Origin of the sequence: Prauserella cavernicola, assembly GCF_016595675.1 — a bacterium.
Lineage (GTDB): Bacteria > Actinomycetota > Actinomycetes > Mycobacteriales > Pseudonocardiaceae > Prauserella_A > Prauserella_A cavernicola.
In genome coordinates, this window is the sequence record NZ_JAENJH010000001.1 from 977,815 (window position 1) to 994,966 (window position 17,152).

The 17,152-nt window shown below is 72.2% G+C and carries 17 protein-coding genes; 8 read left to right on the forward strand and 9 right to left on the reverse strand.

The window, feature by feature from the left end; genetic code table 11:
- The first annotated feature begins 34 nt into the window (after positions 1–34).
- Complete coding sequence (locus tag JHE00_RS04675; protein WP_200315063.1) at positions 35–796, forward strand: haloacid dehalogenase type II; 762 nt, start codon at positions 35–37, stop codon at positions 794–796.
- A 238-nt stretch (positions 797–1,034) separates the two neighbouring features.
- On the opposite strand, the gene JHE00_RS04680 is transcribed toward JHE00_RS04675, so the two are convergent.
- Positions 1,035–1,265 (reverse strand): hypothetical protein, encoded by a 231-nt coding sequence (locus JHE00_RS04680; protein ID WP_200315876.1) that lies wholly within the window; start codon positions 1,263–1,265, stop codon positions 1,035–1,037.
- Between the two features lie 54 nt (positions 1,266–1,319).
- Here JHE00_RS04680 and JHE00_RS04685 point away from each other — a divergent pair, with 54 nt between their 5' ends.
- Positions 1,320–2,051, forward strand: a complete 732-nt coding sequence (locus tag JHE00_RS04685) for a TetR/AcrR family transcriptional regulator (RefSeq protein WP_307831816.1) — start codon at positions 1,320–1,322, stop codon at positions 2,049–2,051.
- On the opposite strand, the gene JHE00_RS04690 is transcribed toward JHE00_RS04685, so the two are convergent.
- Complete coding sequence (locus JHE00_RS04690; RefSeq protein ID WP_307831817.1) at positions 1,997–2,800, reverse strand: sulfite exporter TauE/SafE family protein; 804 nt, start codon at positions 2,798–2,800, stop codon at positions 1,997–1,999. The two genes, JHE00_RS04685 and JHE00_RS04690, sit on opposite strands and share 55 nt — an antisense overlap.
- Positions 2,801–2,885: 85 nt before the next feature.
- On the opposite strand from JHE00_RS04690, the gene JHE00_RS04695 reads away from it, so the two are divergent.
- Positions 2,886–3,647: an AraC family transcriptional regulator gene (locus JHE00_RS04695; protein ID WP_200315067.1), complete on the forward strand. Its 762-nt coding sequence runs from the start codon at positions 2,886–2,888 to the stop codon at positions 3,645–3,647.
- Between the two features lie 55 nt (positions 3,648–3,702).
- Here JHE00_RS04695 and JHE00_RS04700 read toward each other — a convergent pair whose 3' ends face one another.
- The 3 genes from JHE00_RS04700 to JHE00_RS04710 are packed head-to-tail and all read right to left on the reverse strand — an operon-like array spanning position 3,703 to position 6,700.
- Positions 3,703–4,179 (reverse strand): MarR family winged helix-turn-helix transcriptional regulator, encoded by a 477-nt coding sequence (locus tag JHE00_RS04700; RefSeq protein ID WP_307831818.1) that lies wholly within the window; start codon positions 4,177–4,179, stop codon positions 3,703–3,705.
- A gap of 17 nt (positions 4,180–4,196) precedes the next feature.
- Complete coding sequence (locus JHE00_RS04705) at positions 4,197–6,233, reverse strand: molybdopterin cofactor-binding domain-containing protein (protein WP_200315069.1); 2,037 nt, start codon at positions 6,231–6,233, stop codon at positions 4,197–4,199.
- Positions 6,230–6,700, reverse strand: coding sequence for a (2Fe-2S)-binding protein (locus JHE00_RS04710; protein WP_200315071.1), 471 nt, complete (start codon positions 6,698–6,700; stop codon positions 6,230–6,232). The genes JHE00_RS04705 and JHE00_RS04710 overlap by 4 nt, the downstream gene beginning before the upstream one ends.
- A 26-nt stretch (positions 6,701–6,726) precedes the next feature.
- Here JHE00_RS04710 and JHE00_RS04715 point away from each other — a divergent pair, with 26 nt between their 5' ends.
- Positions 6,727–7,839, forward strand: coding sequence for a hypothetical protein (locus tag JHE00_RS04715; RefSeq protein ID WP_200315073.1), 1,113 nt, complete (start codon positions 6,727–6,729; stop codon positions 7,837–7,839).
- Between the two features lie 34 nt (positions 7,840–7,873).
- On the opposite strand, the gene JHE00_RS04720 is transcribed toward JHE00_RS04715, so the two are convergent.
- Positions 7,874–8,536 carry a GNAT family N-acetyltransferase gene (locus JHE00_RS04720; RefSeq protein WP_307831819.1) on the reverse strand — a complete coding sequence of 221 codons (663 nt, stop codon included), beginning with the start codon at positions 8,534–8,536 and terminating at the stop codon, positions 7,874–7,876.
- Positions 8,537–8,585: 49 nt separating this feature from the next.
- On the opposite strand from JHE00_RS04720, the gene dprE1 reads away from it, so the two are divergent.
- On the forward strand, positions 8,586–9,983 hold the full coding sequence (dprE1, locus tag JHE00_RS04725; protein ID WP_200315075.1) for a decaprenylphosphoryl-beta-D-ribose oxidase: 1,398 nt from the start codon (positions 8,586–8,588) through the stop codon (positions 9,981–9,983).
- 34 nt (positions 9,984–10,017) lie between these two features.
- On the opposite strand, the gene JHE00_RS04730 is transcribed toward dprE1, so the two are convergent.
- Both JHE00_RS04730 and JHE00_RS04735 read right to left on the reverse strand, forming a co-directional pair.
- On the reverse strand, positions 10,018–10,737 hold the full coding sequence (locus tag JHE00_RS04730; RefSeq protein WP_230422800.1) for an alpha/beta hydrolase family protein: 720 nt from the start codon (positions 10,735–10,737) through the stop codon (positions 10,018–10,020).
- Between the two features lie 106 nt (positions 10,738–10,843).
- A complete protein-coding gene (locus JHE00_RS04735) occupies positions 10,844–11,758 on the reverse strand; it encodes a PaaX family transcriptional regulator (RefSeq protein WP_200315079.1) in 915 nt (304 codons plus the stop codon).
- Between the two features lie 274 nt (positions 11,759–12,032).
- Here JHE00_RS04735 and JHE00_RS04740 point away from each other — a divergent pair, with 274 nt between their 5' ends.
- Together JHE00_RS04740 and JHE00_RS04745 are read left to right on the forward strand one after the other, a co-directional pair.
- Positions 12,033–13,496, forward strand: coding sequence for an aromatic amino acid ammonia-lyase (locus JHE00_RS04740; protein WP_200315081.1), 1,464 nt, complete (start codon positions 12,033–12,035; stop codon positions 13,494–13,496).
- Positions 13,497–13,543: 47 nt separating this feature from the next.
- A complete protein-coding gene (locus JHE00_RS04745) occupies positions 13,544–15,244 on the forward strand; it encodes an FAD-dependent oxidoreductase (protein WP_200315083.1) in 1,701 nt (566 codons plus the stop codon).
- Between the two features lie 105 nt (positions 15,245–15,349).
- Here the strand turns inward: JHE00_RS04745 and JHE00_RS35510 are convergent, their stop codons facing one another.
- The gene (locus JHE00_RS35510) at positions 15,350–15,913 is read right to left on the reverse strand and encodes a permease-like cell division protein FtsX (protein ID WP_200315085.1); all 564 of its coding nucleotides are present in this window, start codon (positions 15,911–15,913) and stop codon (positions 15,350–15,352) included.
- 85 nt (positions 15,914–15,998) lie between these two features.
- On the opposite strand from JHE00_RS35510, the gene JHE00_RS04755 reads away from it, so the two are divergent.
- Positions 15,999–17,147, forward strand: coding sequence for a low temperature requirement protein A (locus JHE00_RS04755; protein WP_200315087.1), 1,149 nt, complete (start codon positions 15,999–16,001; stop codon positions 17,145–17,147).
- The last annotated feature ends 5 nt before the right edge of the window (positions 17,148–17,152 follow it).

The following is a 17,152-nucleotide window of genomic DNA, read 5'->3' on the forward strand; positions in this document are numbered from 1 at the left end:
ACACCGCACCTCACCGCCGAGCACGGAGGAGCCGATGACCACCGCGCAGCCAGGACCACGGGTCGAGGCCGTTCTCTTCGACACCTTCGGCACCGTCGTCGACTGGCGGGCCGGGGTGGCGGCCGCCGTCGACTCCTTCGCCGAGCGCCACGGTCTCGACCTCGACGGCCAGGACTTCGCCCTGCGCTGGCGAGCCCGCTACCAGCCCAGCATGGAGCCGGTGCGCACCGGAGCGCGCGAGTTCGTGTCCCTCGACGTGCTGCACAGGGAGAACCTGCTCGAGGTGCTCGGCGAACACGGCATCGACGCCGGGACGATCGAGCCGGGTGAGCTCACCTGGCTCGTCGAGGCGTGGCACCGGCTCCCGCCGTGGCCGGACAGCGTCACGGGTTTGCGGAGGCTGCGCGAGCGCGCGCTGATCGGGCCGCTGTCCAACGGCAACCTCGCGTTGCTGGCACGCATGGCCAAGAACGCGGGGCTGCCGTGGGACGTCGTGCTCGGCTCCGACGTCACCCGCGCCTACAAACCGCAGCCGGAGTCCTACCTGCGCGCGGTCTCCCTGCTGGGACTCGAGCCGGGCGAGGTCATGCTCGCCGCCGCGCACAACAGCGACCTGCACGCGGCCGCCTCGGCCGGCCTGCGGACCGCGTTCGTCGCCCGGCCCTCGGAGTTCGGTCCCGGCCAGACCACCGACCTGGAGCCCGCTGGCGACTGGGACCTCGTCGCCGGTGACCTCGTGGAACTCGCGGATCGCTTCACCGGCCCCGCCTGGTCGGTCGACCGGCGGGGCCGGTGACTCAGCGGTCCAGCTCGGAACTCCAGAAGCCGCACCGGTGCCGCTCCGCCGGGTTTCCGCTGTGGACGAATGTCTCGGTCGCGGATCGAGCAGCCCCGCTGCTCGGGTGTTCCCCGCCTGTCGAAGCCGGTCCACGTGCGAATCATCGCCGAGGCGAGCCCCCGCCGCGGTCCGGTCAGCGGGATGCGGTTGCCCTCGACGTCCAGCGGCTGCGAACCGCAGGCGCGATGACCCGGCCTCAGCCAGCGTCGGTGTCGAGGTCCACCTCGACGTCGTAGATCAGGCGCGCGGGTTCGCCGTTGGTGATGCCGACGAAGATCGGCTCTCCCGCGGGCAGCCGCCCGCGCCTGCGGACCTCGTCGAGCGCCGCGAGCCGCGACTCATGGTGCCCACGACCCGACTTGTACAGCTCCAGGATCCGGCGCGCGGTCTGCTTGTCGCTGTCGACCTGCACTCGCAACAGTGGCATCGCGCCTCCTTTAACGTTGTTAAGTTACATGCACTACGTTATAAGGTGGCGGGTGTGGACGCGAACGAATTGCGCGAGGCCGGGTCCGTGTGGTTGCGCGACGAACCCGCGCGCAAGCGCAGGGCCACGCCGCTGAGCCGGGAGCGCATCGTCACCGAGGCCGTCGCGCTGCTCGACGAACACGGCACGGCGAAGCTGACCATGCGCAGGCTGGCCGAGTCGCTCGAGGTCACTCCCACGGCGCTGTACTGGCACGTGAAGACCAAGGACGACGTGCTCGACCTCGCAGAGGACCACGTCTTCGGCGAGGTCGTACTGCCCGAGCCGGGCGAGGACTGGCGCCACGACGTGCGGACGCTGATCCGGCGGTGGCACTCGGCGATGGCGCGGCACCCGTGGTCGACCGAGCTGATCGGCCGTCCCGCGCTCGGCCCGAACGTGCTGGCGCGCACGGAGTTCCTGCAGTCGGCGCTGACGCGGGGCGGGTTCGCCGGGCTCGAACTGGCCGTCGCCACGCGGGTGCTGGCGAACTTCGTGATCGGCGCGGCGCTCACCGAGGCCACGTGGCGGCGCAGCGGTGACCCGGTGACCCGCGCCGACGCCCGCCGGCACGTCGAGGCCCACCGCGAGCGCTACCCCACCCTGGCGGCCTCCGGCCATCTCGACGACGGGCGCTGGAGCGACGAGGAGCTGTTCGACCGGGGACTCGACGTGCTGCTCGCGGGGCTGCCTCAGACCGTGGTCACGACCATGGACACCGCGACGAGCGCCAGCAGGCCCACGTAGGTCCAGGCGTAGATCCCGTCGGGGATTCGCGGCGGACGGCGCCGCAGCACCACGATCACCGGCAGCGCACCGACGAGCAGGGCCGCGGCCGCGCCGAGGTCTACGGCGCCGACGAGCAGGATCCCGCCGTCTGCGGTGATCGCCGAGCGCTGGGCGAGGAACACCACCAGCGCGGGCGCGGCGATGGCCAGCGTCAGCGGGTTGGCCAGCGTCGTCGCCACGCGCATGGGATGACCGGCTCGGCGCAGCAGCGGCACCGTGAGCACGCTGCCGCCGACGCCGAGGAACGACGACACCACGCCGATCGGCAGCCCCGCTCCGGTCGCGAGCGTCGCCCTCCGCGGCTCCGGCTCGCCGCCTCCCGCGGGACGCAGGAAGCCCGGCCGGGCGAGCAGGTCGACGATCGTGCCGGTCACGTAGGCGACGAAACCCCAGGTGATGACTGCCGAGGGCGCGACAAGCGCGGCGACGGCCCCGGCCGCGCCGCCCAGCGCGAGCAGCCCGACGAGCAGTGAGCGGCCTCGGAGCAGCCCGAGCACACCGCGGTCGGTCGCGGCGGTGGCGACCAGTGCGTTGACGACCATGACGACGCTCGACGTGGCCACGGCGACGTGCGCCGCGTCGTCGCCGAGCCCGGCGTCCACCGCGACGATCACGGGCACCGTCACGAACCCGCCGCCGAAGCCGAACAGCACGGTCGTCGTCCCGGTCACGAGGCCGACGCCGAACAACAGGAGAAGCTCGCTCACGAGAGTCCATTCCAGCCGACCGAGCCGTGGCCGACAATCGATGACTCGCCACGTTCTTTCGAGACCCGGACACTAGCCTGGCCGGATGCGCAACGTGCCCTACGCGGACTACGACCTGGTGCCGCGTGACGTGCTGCCGATCGGCACCGACTACGAGCCGGGGCACGTGCTGGACTGGCACACCCACCGGCGCGCGCAGTTCCTCTACAGCGCCACGGGCAGCATGATCGCCGAGACCGACGAGGGCACCTGGACCGTCCCGAGCGACCGCGCCGTGCTGATCCCGCCGGAGACCCGGCACCGCATCCGGATGCTCGGGGCGAGCACCCGCAGCCTCTACGTCGAACCGGCCGCCGTGCCGTGGTGGCCCGGCGGCTGCACGGTCGTCGACGTCCCGCCGCTGCTGCGGGAGCTGCTGCTCGTGGCCGTCGACTTCGGACCGGACTACGACCTCTCCGGCCGCGAGGGCGCCGTCGCGAATCTGCTGCTGTTCGAGCTCGCGGCGCTCGCTCCCCTGCCGTTCCACATCCGCGTGCCCTCGGCTCCCGAGCTCGCCAGGCTGTGCCGGGACTACCTCGCGCACCCCGAGCCCGGCGTCACCAACGCGGACTGGGCCACCCGCCTCGCGCTGAGCGAACGGGCCCTCGCCCGGCGCTTCCGCGCCGAACTCGGCATGAGCCCCGCGGCCTGGCGGGTCCGCGCCCGGCTGGTCGCGGCCGTGCCGCTGCTGCGCGAACACGCGATCGCCCGCGTCGCCGGGGACCTCGGCTACGCCTCGCCCGCCGCGTTCACCGCGGCGTTCACGCGCACCTTCGGCCTGCCGCCCTCCGCGCTGCGCGGCACGTGAGTCCTCCGAGACCGCGATGATCAGCACGGCGCCGACGACGCCGGTGCGGGGCGCCTCAGAGCGAGGGGTCCTGGGCGGCCGCGTTGATCAAGGCGATCAGCTGGCCACGGAAGTGGTCGTAGTCGTCGACCGCCCCCAACAGCAGCTCGGACTCGCGTTCCTCGCGCCGGGCGGCGGTCAGCACGCGGCGTCCGGCCGCGGTGAGCTTGACCGAGACGCGGCGGCGATCGTGCCGATCCTGGGTGCGCACGATATGGCCGGTGCGGTCGAGGTGCTCCACGGTGCGGCTCATGGTCTGGTCGGTGACCCGGCACAGTGTCGCGAGCTCGCGCTGGGAACGTGGCCCGTCGGCAAGGTGGAGCAAGGAGATCAGGCCGGCATGGGTGAGCCCGTGGCCGGCGAGGACGTCGTCGAACCGTTTCTCGACCAGACGGGCCGCCATGGACAGCAGACGTCCCGTCGGCCAGTTGTCGACGTCGGTGCTTACCCGGTCGGGGCGGCGCGCGACCGCCAGCTCGTCTCCTTCGGCCACCAGGCCATCATCCCAGATCAGCCCACGTCGCTCCCGAACGGCATGCCGGTCACGTCCGTTCCCGTCGCCGCTGCCAGCGCCGATGCGATGGCGGCCGCCGCCGGTGGATAGGCGAGCTCGCCGAGTCCGCCGATGTCGGCGCCGGAGGACACGACCGTGACGTCGATGTCGGGTGTCTGGTCTATCCGCGCCCACGTGTAGTCGCTGAACGAGGACTCGACGACGCTCCCGGATCGTACGGTGACCTGCGCGCCCAGGACGGTGGACACCGCGTCGAGCACGCAACCTTCGACCTGGGCGCGGACGCCGGACGGATGAAGCGCGACACCGACGTCCACAGCCACGTGTACCCGGAGGACGCGGCGCGACGCCGCGTCCGCGACGGCGACGACCGCGATGGCGGACCCGTAGTCGAGATGACACGCCACCCCTCGTCCGGTGCCGGGGGCGGGGTGGCGGGACCAGTGCGCACGGGCGGCCGCGTGGTCCAGGACCCGTCGTAGCCGCGAATCGGCCGGCAGCAGGCGCCGGCGCAGCTGCACCTGGTCGAGACCGGCCCGTGTGCCCAGTTCGCTGAGGAAGCATTCTTCGGCGTATCCGAACTGGCCCGCGTAGACCGCGCGCCAGAAGCCGGTGCGCAGTGGGGCGGGCTGGACCGTGATGGTGACATCGCCCGGCACGGAGTACGGGAAATGATCACCGCTTGCCCGGATCACCGCCGGATCGGCGAACGGCGGGACCACGGTCAGCGGCCAGGTCACGACCTCGTGGGAACGCCGGACCGGGAGCCCGGAGTCGTCGGTGACGGCGGTGAGCCGGTGCACCGACATCGGCCGGTAGGAGTCGTGGCGGGTGTCGTCGTCGCGGGTCCACAGCACCGAGACCGGCGCGCCGGCGCGTGTCGAGCAGGCGACGGCTTCGAGGACCGCGTCGGGCTCGATCCGCCGTCCGAACGCCCCGCCGGCCAGCGTCGCCTCGACCCGGATCGAGGCCGGTGGCAGGGCGAGCTGCTGTGCCAGCGCGGTGCGCAGGCTGCCGGGATCCTGGGTGGGGGCCCAGACGATCGCCGCGTTGGGGCGGACGTCGGCGGTCGCGTTCATCGGCTCCATCGGAGCGTGGGCCAGCAGCGGAAGCCGGTATGTGCGCTGCGGTCCGCTCGGCCGGCCTTGTGCGGGCAGCGCCGCTTCGAGGTCTGCCAGCCACTGCCGGGAGTCGGCGGCCGGCGTGCCGGCCCGCCAGGTCACCCGCAGCGCGTCCCGTCCGCGCAGAGCCTGGTGTGTGGTCCTGGCCAGTACCGCGATGCCTCCTTGGCCCTCACCGGGCGAGGTGAGCGGAAAGACGTCGAGCACGCCGGGCAGTGCGCGGGTCGCACGGTCGTCCACCGTGTCGGGCTTCGCGCCGAGCCAGGGCGGACGCGCCACGACGGCGACCAGTGCGCCGGGCGGGCGGGTGTCGAGGCCGTATCGCGCGCGGCCGGCGACGATGTCGGCCGTGTCGACCCTGCCGGAGGTGGTCCGGCCCAACAGCCGCCACTGGTGCGGTGGAGTGAGCGTGACGGGAACGTCGGCAGGGTCGATCGCCGCCGCGTCCGCCACGAGCGCCCGATAGGGCAGCCGGCCGCGGCGGGGATGGCAGACCTCGCCGTCGACGGCCGTGCATTCCCCGGCCGGCACCCGCCAGCGGAGTGCCGCTGCCGTGACCAGCAGACATCGCGCGGCGGCCGCGGCGCGCCGGAGCGGCTCATGCAGCTGCCTGGTCGAGGTCGAGTTGGCGACCGCTTGGGAGCCGAACCGGTCCGTGTCCCCGGGAGCCTGCTCCACCCGCACGTCGTCGGCGCCCACCGCAAGCTCCTCGGCCACGAGCAGTGCGACGACCGTGCGGACTCCCTGGCCGATGTCCGGTCGCGGAGCCGTCGCGGTGATCCGGCCGTGCCGGTCCACCCTCACCAACACCGTCGGGGCGAGCTCTCCCGTGGCCGCCAGCGCCGGCACCGGGATCGCGATCACCAGTGCGCCCGCGCCCGCGCCGTGCAGGAACGTTCGACGGGAGATCATCGGGCCTCCCTGAGCAGACCGGCGGCGTGGCGGACGGCGGCCAGGATGCGCGGGTAGGTCCCGCACCGGCACACGTTGTCGCGCAGCGCGGCCGCGATCGCGTCGTCGTCGGGATCGGGCTCGCGTGCCAGCAACGCCGCGGCCGCCATGATCTGACCGGGCTGGCAGTAGCCGCACTGGGCGACGTCCAGCTCGCGCCAGGCCCGCTGGACGGCGTGTTGCCCGCGCGGGGAAAGGCCCTCGATGGTCGTCACGTGCCGTCCCTCGCTCTCGGCGGCGGTCACCACGCACGGGCGGTGAGCTTCACCGTCCACATGGGATGTACAGGCACCGCAGACTCCGACCCCGCATCCGTACTTGGGCCCCGTGAGGCCCAGCGACTCACGGAGCACCCAGAGCAGCGAGGTGTCCTCCTCGGTCTCGACGTCGTGACGTCGACCGTTGACCAGCAAGCGGTAGCGGGGCACCGGACGGTCCCTCCTATTCGTTCAGTGTGCTGAGCATATTGGCAACCGACGTCACGCCGCGCAAGGGGTTCCTCAGCATGCTGATCATGTGCATACTACTCAGTATGCTGAACGATACGCGCCGCCCGGTGCGGTACGTCGTGCTCTTCGGGGTACTGGGCAGCGCCGTGCTCACCGGGCTGGTCTGGCTGCTCGGCCAACGGCTTCAGGGCATCGTGCTGCTGCCTGACCAGGGGGCGTCCTGGTACTACTGGAAGCTGCCCGAACCGACCGTGTGGACCAGGGCGACCGCCTGGCTGGGGTATGCGCTGCATCAACTCGCCTCGTGGGGGCTGATCTACTACGCCCAGACCCGGGTCCGCCGCTACACCACCGGCCTGCATCCGGTGAACGTGATCGCTCTCGCGGTGAACGGGCTCTTCATCGCGCTGCACACCGTACAGACACACCTGTTCTACGACGGGCTCGCGCAGGACGTGTCCATCTTCAGCTCGCAGGGCGCGGTGGTCCTGTTGCTGGTTGTCGTGCTGGTGATGGAGAACAAGCGTCGCGGAATGGTGCTGACCTGGTCGGCGCCGATCTCCACCGAGGTCATCAGGATCGCGCGCAAGTACCACGGGTACTTCTTCAGCTGGGCCGTGATCTATACGTTCTGGTACCACCCGATGGAGGCCACGAGCAGCCACCTCATCGGCTTCTTCTACATGTTCCTCCTGCTACTGCAGAGCAGTCTGATGTTCACCACGACGCATACCAACCGGTGGTGGACACTCACGCTGGAGGTGCTGGTGGCAGTGCACGGCACGATCGTCGCGGTGGTGAACTCCGGCCCGAACGGCATGTGGCCGATGTTCCTCTTCGGTTTCGTAGCAATCTTCGTGCTCACCCAGATGCACGGTGTCGGACTCAGCAGAGCCGCGCGTTGGTGGCTCGCGGGCGGTTTCGCCGTCGCGCTCATCGCCGTCTACTCGTGGCGCGGGTTCTCGATGATCGACGAAGTGATCCGGATACCCGCGATCGAATACCTGATCGCCGCGGTGATCGCCTTCTTGATCTGGGCGGGAATCCGAGTGACCAAAGCCGTGCGCAGGTCGCCGTCGAGTGTTGACGCCGGTGAGAACGACCGGTCCCGCCTCTGAGCCGACTGCACAGACCACAGTGGACGGGCGCGAGTCAGCGCCGCGCCGGGGTCCGTCCGATCACGACGGACGCGCGCTCGGTCCAGCCCAGCGAGCGGTAGAGGTGCCGTCCGTCGGCACTCGACACCAGCAGCCCCGCCGAGGCGCCCCGGCGCGTGGCCTCGCGGGTCAGCGCGCCCATCACGACCCGGCCGAGCCCGCGCCGCCGGTGCGCGGCGTCGGTGGCGATGCCGTGCGCGACGGCGTCGGTTCCGCGCACCGCGATGGTGCCGCGGGCGGCCAGCGCGCCGGAGGCGTACCGGACCTCGGCCCTGGCGACCGCGCCGTCGCGCGTGGTCCGCACCGCGTAGCCCTCCGGCGCCGCGACCGCCGTTGACTGGTCGTGAAGGTCGGTGGTCATCAGCCACTCGGGCCGGTCGAGCACGTCGAGCCCTCGCTCGCGCAGCTCGGCCAGCGCCTCGGCGGGCCGCGTGGTGGGCACCGTCAGCCAGCTGATCCGCCTCGCGGTCACGACCTCGTCGGCGAGCCGCCGCAGGGTCGGGGGATCAGAGCGCAGCGCGATGACCTCCGCGTGCCGCTCGGGCGTACCGATCTCGACGCGCAGACCACCGGGCGACTCCACGGCGTCGGCCAGTCCCATCGCCATCGCCCACCCGGCCTGCCAGCGCCGCGTCAGGCTCTCCAGCTCAGCACTCACCCGTGCAGCCAACCACGAACCCGCCGCAGGACTTGGCTACGCTCGCGGCATGGCTGCCGAACTCGCGACGGACCAGCGGATCGTGACCCAGCGGCGGGAACTGCGCGGCTGGGGCAGAGCGTCGGGCACGGTCGCCGACGTACTGAGCGCCACCGACGTCGACGGCGTCGCCGCGGCGGTGCGGCGGGCGGGGCCGCGCGGGGTGATCGCCCGTGGACTCGGCCGCTCCTACGGCGACCCGGCCCAGAACGCGGGCGGCCTGGTCGTGGACATGACCGGCCTGAACCGCATCCACCGCATCGACCCGGCCGACGCGACGGTCGAGTGCGACGCGGGAGTCAGCCTCGACACGCTGATGCGCGCGGCACTGCCCCACGGGCTGTGGGTGCCCGTGCTGCCCGGCACCCGGCAGGTCACCGTGGGCGGGGCGATCGCCAACGACATCCACGGCAAGAACCACCACAGCGCCGGGACCTTCGGCAACCACGTGCTGTCGATGGACCTGCTCACCGCCGACGGCGAAGTCCGTACGCTCATGCCCGACGGCCCGAGCGCGCAGCTGTTCTGGGCGACGGTCGGGGGCCTTGGGCTGACCGGGATCGTCGTGAGGGCGCGAATCCGGCTCACGCGCACCGAGAGCGCGTACTTCCTCGTCGACTACGACCGCACCGGCGACCTCGACGAGACGATGGAGCTGCTCTCCAACGGCTCCGACGAGGCCTACGAGTACTCGGCCGCGGTGCCCGACACCATCACCACCGGCCCCCACCTCGGCAGGGCCACGTTCTCGCGCGGCTCGCTCGCCGGGTTGGAGGACCTGCCGCCCAGGCTGCGCCGCGATCCGCTGCGGCTCGACGCACCACAGCTGGCGACTCTGCCCGACGTTTTCCCCAACGGCATGGTCAACCAGCTCACCTCGCGCCTCGCGGGCGCGGCCGCGCACCGCATGTTCCCCAAGCACGCCCGCGGCAAGATCGCCAACATCTCCCAGTTCCTGCACCCACTGGACGTGCTCGGCGAGTGGAACCGGGCGTACGGCCGCGCCGGGTTCCTGCAGTACCAGTTCTCCATGCCCTACGGCGCCGAGCGGGAACTGGCCGATGTCGTCCGTACCATCGCGCATTCCGGGCACCTGTCGTTTCTCAACGTGTTCAAGCGCATGGGCGAGGCGGGCAGGGCACCGCTGTCGTGGCCCCGGCCCGGCTACATGCTCAGCCTCGACTTCCCGATGAAGGACGGTCTGGACCGCCTCTGCCAGGAACTCGACGAACGGGTGCTGGCGGTGCGGGGCAGGCTGTACTTCGCGAAGGACTCGCGGACCGCGCCGGAGATGATCCGGCACATGTACCCGAGGCTGGGCGAGTGGCGCCGCACGCGCGACGCGGCCGACCCGGAGGGCGTCTTCGTGTCGGATCTGTCGCGCCGCCTCGGCATCACCGCTGCCTGACACGCCCTGACACGCCCTGACACGCCCTGACGCGTCACCGCAGCGTGGCCAGCTCCCCTGTCACCACGGGCCACGCGGCGCTGCGCGGGTCGATCACCTCGAAGTGCGCCGCGCCCGGCACCACCACGAGCTTCGCCGCCGGATGCGCCTGTGCGTACGACTCGCTGACCGACACCGGCAGCCGGTCCTCGGTACCGTGCACGAGCACGACGGGGCACTCCGGCGAGGGCATCCGCGTCGGGTCGAGGTCCGCGCGCCCGTCGGGCGGGCCTCCGAGGAACTCGGCCACCGCGCCCTCGCCGAGCCCGAGCCGGTGGGCCAGCATCAGGTCCGCGACCGGCGCGAGCGCCACGGTGCCGAGCAGGCCCGTCGGCGGGCAGGCCACCGACGCCCAGAGCGCCAGGTGCCCGCCGGCGGAGTGTCCGGCCAGCACCACCTCGTGCGCGCCCACCTGCTCGGGCAGGGCGCTCAGCGCGGCGCGCACGTCGGCGACCATCTCGTCCGGCTTGCCCGGCAGGCGCCGGTACTCGATCGACACCACCGGCCAGCCGTCCTCGCGCAGCGCCACCGCGAGCGGGCGGGTGTGCACCCGGTCGTACTCCGCTCGCCAGTACCCTCCGTGGATGAACACCACCAGCGGGCGCCCGGTGTCCGTCGCGGGCAGCCACGCGTCGGCGACGTGCTCGGGCTCGCCGCCGTAGCGCAGCGTGCGATCGGGCTCCGGTGCGGGACGGGTGAGCACGGAACGGTCCATCAACAACTCCTCGGGTGTGGCGTCGGCTGTGCGGTCCTGGCACCTCGCGGCCGGTGAGCTCGATCGCGCCGTTCAAGTAAATTACGAGCGCCCCGAGCCGGACAGATTACTCCACAAAGGACAGTCGGGTTCGGGTCGGCTCAGGACGCCGTCGTGGCGCGACGGTCCGGTCCCCCACCGCGCCGACCAGCTCCGGCGCGTGCTCGCCGACGATCTGGCGAACCCGGTACACCGCGGGCGTCCGCAGGTCGTCGTAGGCGCCTGCCCAGAGCCGCCGGGCCTCCCACGCGGGCCAGTCGGCGGGCAACAGCTCCGACGGCAGGTCCGGGACATCGTTGACCAGATCGATCCAGCGCACCATCAGCCGCGTCCGCACCGCGAGCGCCTCCGCGGGCGCCACGAGCCCGGCCGCGACCCGGCCGCGGATCGCGGCCGCGTGCTCGACGAAGCGCTCACACTCGTCGCGCACGGCGTCGAGGTCCCACGCGTCGAGCACCCTGCCGAAGTCGGTGCCGCTGCCGGACTCGGCGCCCACCAGTACCGTCGCCGCGGCGATCCCGAGCTCCGCGATCAGCGCGCGCACCTGCTCGTCCACCGCGCCGGGACACACCCACACGCCGTCGTACAACGGGGCGAAGCCCAGCCACCGCAGCCGTCTGCGCAGCCGGTGCCGCTGGTCGCGCTGCTGCTCCGGCACCGAGAACGCCACGCAGGTCCAGCGACCGTCCCACTCCTGCGCGACGGCGCCGAAGTCGACGAGCCTGCGCCACACGCCGCCCAGCGCCGCCCTGCCCTCGCCGGTGAGGCCGTACCGGGTGGACCGGCCCACCTTGCCTGCGGTCAGCAGCCCGCTCTGCGCGGAACGGCGGAGCGCTGCCCGCGCGGCGACGACGGAGACGCCGTGATCGCCGAGCATGTCGGCGACGGCACCGGCGGGCGCGGGCGTGCCGTCGGCCATCCAGTAGTCACCGAACAGCGTGCGCAGCAGGCTCTGGGACGGCGTCGACGAGTGCTCGGGCATGGCGACCACGATAGGTGAACAACCCCTGGCGACGTGCTCAGGCGACCACGAGAACAGATACCTGTCAATGTGTCGCTCGTTGCGCAGACCGAGCACATCGAGCTGGCGGGCCCCGTCGAGACCACGCGAATGCCCGAGGTGGGCGCGCAGAGCGTGCCGCTCACGGTCACCCGGGCGAGGCCCTGAGCGGCGCGAGCGGCCGTGTCTCGGTGACCAGACACTTTCCGGCCCGGCCAGGCACCCCGACGGCCGCGCCCGCGGGTACAAAGCGGGCATGGTTTCCGAGACGACGACGCGAGGTGTGGTGCTCGACGGCCGGTCACTGACCGGTGACCAGGTGATCCAGGTGGCCAGGGCGCACGTCCCGGTGGTGATCGGCGAGCAGGGCCGCCGCGCGGCCGAGGCCGCGTGGTCCACCGCCGAGCAGCTGGTCACCCGCAGGTCCGTCTACGGCCGCACTACCGGGGTCGGCGCCAACCGCGTGGAGGCCGTCGGCGCCGACGCCAGGCAGGGCCACGGCGTCCGCCTGCTGCGCAGCCACGCGGGCGGCGTCGGCGACCTGCTGGCCGAGGACGAGGTGCGGGCCATGCTCGTGGTGCGCCTCAACCAGATCCTCGCGGGCGGGGCAGGCCTGCGGCCCGGGGTCGCCGACGCGCTCGCGGACGCGCTCAACGCGGGCAGCTACCCGGCCGTGCACGAGTTCGGCGCCATCGGCACCGGCGATCTCACCGCGCTGTCCGAGACCGGGCTCGCGCTGCTCGGCGAGCTGCCCTGGCTCGGCACCTCACCCGGCCCGGAGCCGATCGGACTCGACTCCGGCGACGCACTGGCGCTGATCAGCAGCAACGCGCTGACCATCGGCATCGCCGCGCTCGCCTGGCACGAGGCCAGGCGGCTGCTGGAGGTCGCGCACACGGTGACGGCGCTGTCGTTCCTCGCGGTCGACGGCTCGCCAGAGGCCTACGCCGAGCGGGTGCACGCCAGCAGGCCGCACTCGGGTCAGGTCGAGGCCGCCGCGCGGATGCGGGCGCTGCTCGACCCCTCCGAGCGGCCCTCCGCGCGCCTGCAGGACCCGTTCGGATTCCGGTGTTTCCCGCAGATCCACGGACCGGCACTCGACGCCGCAGCGCAACTGTCCACAGTGGTCGGTGTCGAGATCAACGCGGCCGCGGAGAACCCGCTGATCTCCGCCGACGACGACACCGCCTACCACCACGGCGGGTTCCACTGCGCGTACCTGCGGCACACCCTCGACGGCCTGCGCCTGGCGCTACTCGACACCGCACACCTGTCGACGGCCCGGCTCGCGGCGCTGCTCGACCCGAGGTTCACCGGGCTGCGGCCGTTCCTCGCGCTCGGCGAGAGCGGCAGCTCCGGCGTGATGATCCTGGAGTACAGCGCCAACTCCGCACTCGCCGAGGTCCGCGCGCTGGCGGCACCGGCCGGGCTCGGCAACGCCGTGGTGTCGCGCGGGCTCGAGGAGCACTCCAGCTTCGCGTTCCAGTCGGCGCGCCAGTCGCTGCGCTCGCTGACCGCACTGCGGCTCGTGCTCGCGTGCGAGCTGGTGACGGCGGTGCGCGCACTGCGCCAGCGGGGCCTGCCACCGCGAGCGGGCACACCGTTGCGCGCCGCCTTCGACCTCGCCGCGGCCAAGCTCAGCGCCGAGATGAGCGACCGCAGGCTCAGCGCGGACGTCGAGATCGCCGCGGCACTGCTGGCGGATCTCGCCGCGCTCTAGAAAAGCGAACCGGTGCCGCATCCAGAAACGCCCCTACAGTCGTGTGCATGTCCGGCGCACTGCTCGTGGCCGTCGACGAGGACGCGGAGGTGCTGCGTTCCGTCGAGCGAGAGCTGCGCGAGCGCTACGGGCAGCACTACCGCGTGGTCTGCGTGTCCGCGTCCGAGCAGGCGCTGACCCGGCTCGAGGAACTGGCGGACCAGGGCGAGGACGTCGCGCTGGTGCTGGCGGGACAGTGGCTGTCCGGGATGACGGGCAGCGAGCTGCTCGACCGGGTCCGCAGGCTGCATCCGCACGCGCGGCGCGGGCTGCTCATCGCGTGGGGCGACTGGGGAAACCGGGCCACGGGCGAGGCGATCTTCGACGCCATCGCGCGCGGGCGCATCGACCACTACCTGCTGCGGCCGTCGGACTCCCCCGACGAACTGTTCCACCAGGCGGTCTCGAGCCTGCTCCTCGACTGGACCGAGGCCCGGCGCACGGCGCCCTACACCATCTACGTCATCGGTGAGTCCTGGTCCGGCCGGGCCTACGAGCTGCGGCAGGTGCTCGGGCGCTGCGCCATCCCGCACTCGTTCCACCTCGCCGACTCCACCGAGGGCAGGGCGCGCCTCGCCGACGTCGACGACGGCGTGGAGCTGCCGGTGGTGATGTTTCCCAACGGCACGATCCTGGCCAACCCCAGCGACGCCGACATCGCGCTGGCGTCCGGTTCGCCGGTGGATCCCGAGCGCATGGAGTTCGACCTCGTGATCGTCGGCGCGGGGCCGGCCGGGCTGTCGGCGGCCATGTACGGCGCGTCGGAGGGGTTCAGCACCCTCGTGATCGACGAGGGCGGGCTCGGTGGTCAGGCCACCTCCAGCTCGCTGATCCGCAACTACCTCGGTTTCCCCCGTGGCGTCAGCGGCCGCCGCCTCGCACAGCAGGCGTACGACCAGGCGTGGGTGTTCGGCGCGAAGTTCGCGTTCATGCAGGGCGCGGTCGATCTGGCCCGGCGGGACGGCGAGCTGGTCGTGACACTGTCGCACGGCGCGCGGGTGCGCTCCCGCGCGGTGCTGCTGGCGACGGGCGCGAGCTATCACGAGCTCGGCGTGCCCGCGCTGGAGGCGCTCAGCGGCGCCGGAGTCTTCTACGGCGGCCCGACCTCCGAGGCGCCCGCGATGTCCGGCCGCGACGTCTACGTGCTCGGCGGAGGGAACTCGGCCGGGCAGGCGGCGCTGTACCTCGCGCGCTACGCCCCGCGCGTGACCCTGGTGGTGCGCGGCGAGTCACTGCTCTCGGGCATGTCGCTCTATCTGGCGCGCGAGGCCGAGGCGACGCCGGGGCTGCGGGTCCGGACCGGCACCGAGATCGTCGGCGGCGGAGGCGAGGGCAGGCTGGAGCACCTCGTGCTGCGCGACCGCGCGACCGGCGACGAGCAGACCGTGGCCGCGGACGCGCTGTTCATCATGATCGGGGCACGGCCGCACACGGCGTGGCTGCCGCCGGAGGTCGCCACCGACGAGCACGGCTTCGTCCTCACGGGAACCGACGTCGGCGACATCTGGCCACTCGAGCGCGACCCGCATCTGCTCGAGACGAGCCTGCCCGGTGTCTTCGCGGCGGGCGACGCCCGGCACGGCTCGGTGAAGCGCGTGGCCTCCGCCGTCGGCGAGGGCTCGGTGGCGATCCAGTTACTGCACCGCATGTTCGCGGCCCACGAACTGCACCCCCGAGGCCGAGCCCGAGAACCCGCCCCCACCCCCTGACCACCCCGCGCCCCCGCATTCGCCGATGCGGTGAAGGGCACCTTTACTGCGTTCAACGCAGTAAAGGTGCCCTTCACCGCAGTCTGGGGCAGTCAGTGGGGGCAGTCAGCGGGACGGTGGACGGGGCATGGTGGGCGGCTTCGGGCAGGCTTTCTGGACTACGATCTCGGCGTCGGGGAACTCCTGGCCCAACGGCTCCTCGAGCTGCGTCGCCGTGGTGCCCTCGCGCGCCATCGCCAGCACGGTGGCGCCCATGTCCTCCGGACTGACGATGTTCAGCATCTCGGGCTGATCGGCGTAGACCTCCCGGAAATCCTCGAAGGTCTCGGCCTGGGTGCGCTCCCGCACGCTCTCGAACCGGTCGTCGTCGCTCAGCTGCCGCGCGACCTCCCGCATCGTGCCATCGGCGTCGTCGTCCTCGAAGTACAGACTGACCTGCCGCACGCAGGAGTCGTACTGCTCCGGCGTCAGCACCTGGATCCCCGCCTCGTACGGCGATTTCCGCGCCTGCCCCGGATCGTCCCCTTCGTCCGGACCACCGGCCCACACCAGCGCGCCCACTCCGAATCCCGCGCCCAGTGCCACGACGGTCAGCGCGACCATGAGCCACCACACGACACGCGGCGTGCGGGGCCGACCGGGGTACTGCGTGCTCGACTCGATGCTCACGCGCTCAGCGTGGCAGGTTCCCGCGGGCGAGGACGTGCGATGGCACCCACCGGACACCACCCGGAGCAGGGCGCATGATGACCGGGTGAGCGAGACACGGGCGCCCGCGGAGCGCGGGGCGAGCTGGCTGGAGCTGTTCTTCGACCTCGTGGTGGTGGCCGCGATCGTGCAGCTCGCCCATCTCCTGCACGGACACGCGGTGCACGGCGAGGACGTGCTCCGGTTCGCGTTGCTGTACTTCGCGATCTGGCAGACGTGGGCGGCGTTCACGCTGTACTCCAACGTGGCCGCGGAGAGCACGCGCAGACGGACGATGTTCGTCGGGATGGGCGGGATCGCCGTGATGGCCGCGGCCGTGCCTGGCGCGTTCTCCGAGCACGCCGAGGTGTTCGCGGTCGCCTACGTGGTCACCAGGATCGTGTCCTCCAACGTGTGGCAGCACCGGGGACAGCTGCTCGCCGCGTGGCCGCTGGCCCACTTCGGTGGCGGGCTCGTGCCGTGGATCGTGTCACTGTGGACGGACGGTCCGACCAAGTACGTGCTGTGGGCCATCGGGCTCGGCATCGACCTGGTGGCCACCGTCCTGCTCGGACCGGAACGCTTCGAGCGCGGGCTCAGCCATCGCGCGCGCAGGCAGGAGCGGCGCGAGCGCAGGCACGGCCGCCGGGCGATGCCGCGGCTGAAGGTCGCCGAGGTCGAACAGCCGCACCTGGTGGAGCGGATGGGGCTGTTCGTGATCATCGTGCTCGGCGAGGGTGTGCTGCAGATGGTGCGGACCGCCGAGGAGGCGGACTGGGACCTCGAGCTCGCCGTCGCCGGGTTCGCCGGGTTTCTGTTGCTGATCGCCCTGTGGTGGCAGACGTTCCAGTACGGCTTCGGCCGCGCCTCCGACACGCGCAGGATTAATCTCACGATGGTGGTGCACTTCGTGATGACGGCGACGATCACGATGATCGCGGCCGGTCTGGGCGGCACCGTCGGAGCGCCGGGGCGGCCGCTCGATCCCGGCCTGCTGTGGGTGCTGTGCGGGGCCGTCGCGGTGTACGCGGGAGCGTCGACCCTGCTGTCGGTGCGGCCGCGGTACTGGGCGGCAGGCGCGCTGGTGGTGGCGGCGGCGCTGGTGCTCGGCGCGCTGGGCGGCGAGCTGCGCGCGTGGGCCGTCGCGGTGGCCGTCACGGTCGTGATGCTCGCCCAGGTCGGCCTGCTGGCGATGACGCGCCTCCGTACAGATTGATGCAT

What these genes read in the sequence shown, in the direction of transcription:
- JHE00_RS04675 (WP_200315063.1), top strand. Translation starts at nt 35, where the DNA reads ATGACCACCGCGCAGCCAGGACCACGGGTCGAGGCCGTTCTCTTCGAC.
- JHE00_RS04680 (WP_200315876.1), bottom strand. Translation starts at nt 1,265, where the DNA reads ATGCCACTGTTGCGAGTGCAGGTCGACAGCGACAAGCAGACCGCGCGC.
- JHE00_RS04695 (WP_200315067.1), top strand. Translation starts at nt 2,886, where the DNA reads ATGCGCAACGTGCCCTACGCGGACTACGACCTGGTGCCGCGTGACGTG.
- JHE00_RS04705 (WP_200315069.1), bottom strand. Translation starts at nt 6,233, where the DNA reads ATGATCTCCCGTCGAACGTTCCTGCACGGCGCGGGCGCGGGCGCACTG.
- dprE1 (WP_200315075.1), top strand. Translation starts at nt 8,586, where the DNA reads ATGGCTGCCGAACTCGCGACGGACCAGCGGATCGTGACCCAGCGGCGG.
- JHE00_RS04730 (WP_230422800.1), bottom strand. Translation starts at nt 10,737, where the DNA reads ATGGACCGTTCCGTGCTCACCCGTCCCGCACCGGAGCCCGATCGCACG.
- JHE00_RS04735 (WP_200315079.1), bottom strand. Translation starts at nt 11,758, where the DNA reads ATGCCCGAGCACTCGTCGACGCCGTCCCAGAGCCTGCTGCGCACGCTG.
- JHE00_RS04740 (WP_200315081.1), top strand. Translation starts at nt 12,033, where the DNA reads ATGGTTTCCGAGACGACGACGCGAGGTGTGGTGCTCGACGGCCGGTCA.
- JHE00_RS04745 (WP_200315083.1), top strand. Translation starts at nt 13,544, where the DNA reads ATGTCCGGCGCACTGCTCGTGGCCGTCGACGAGGACGCGGAGGTGCTG.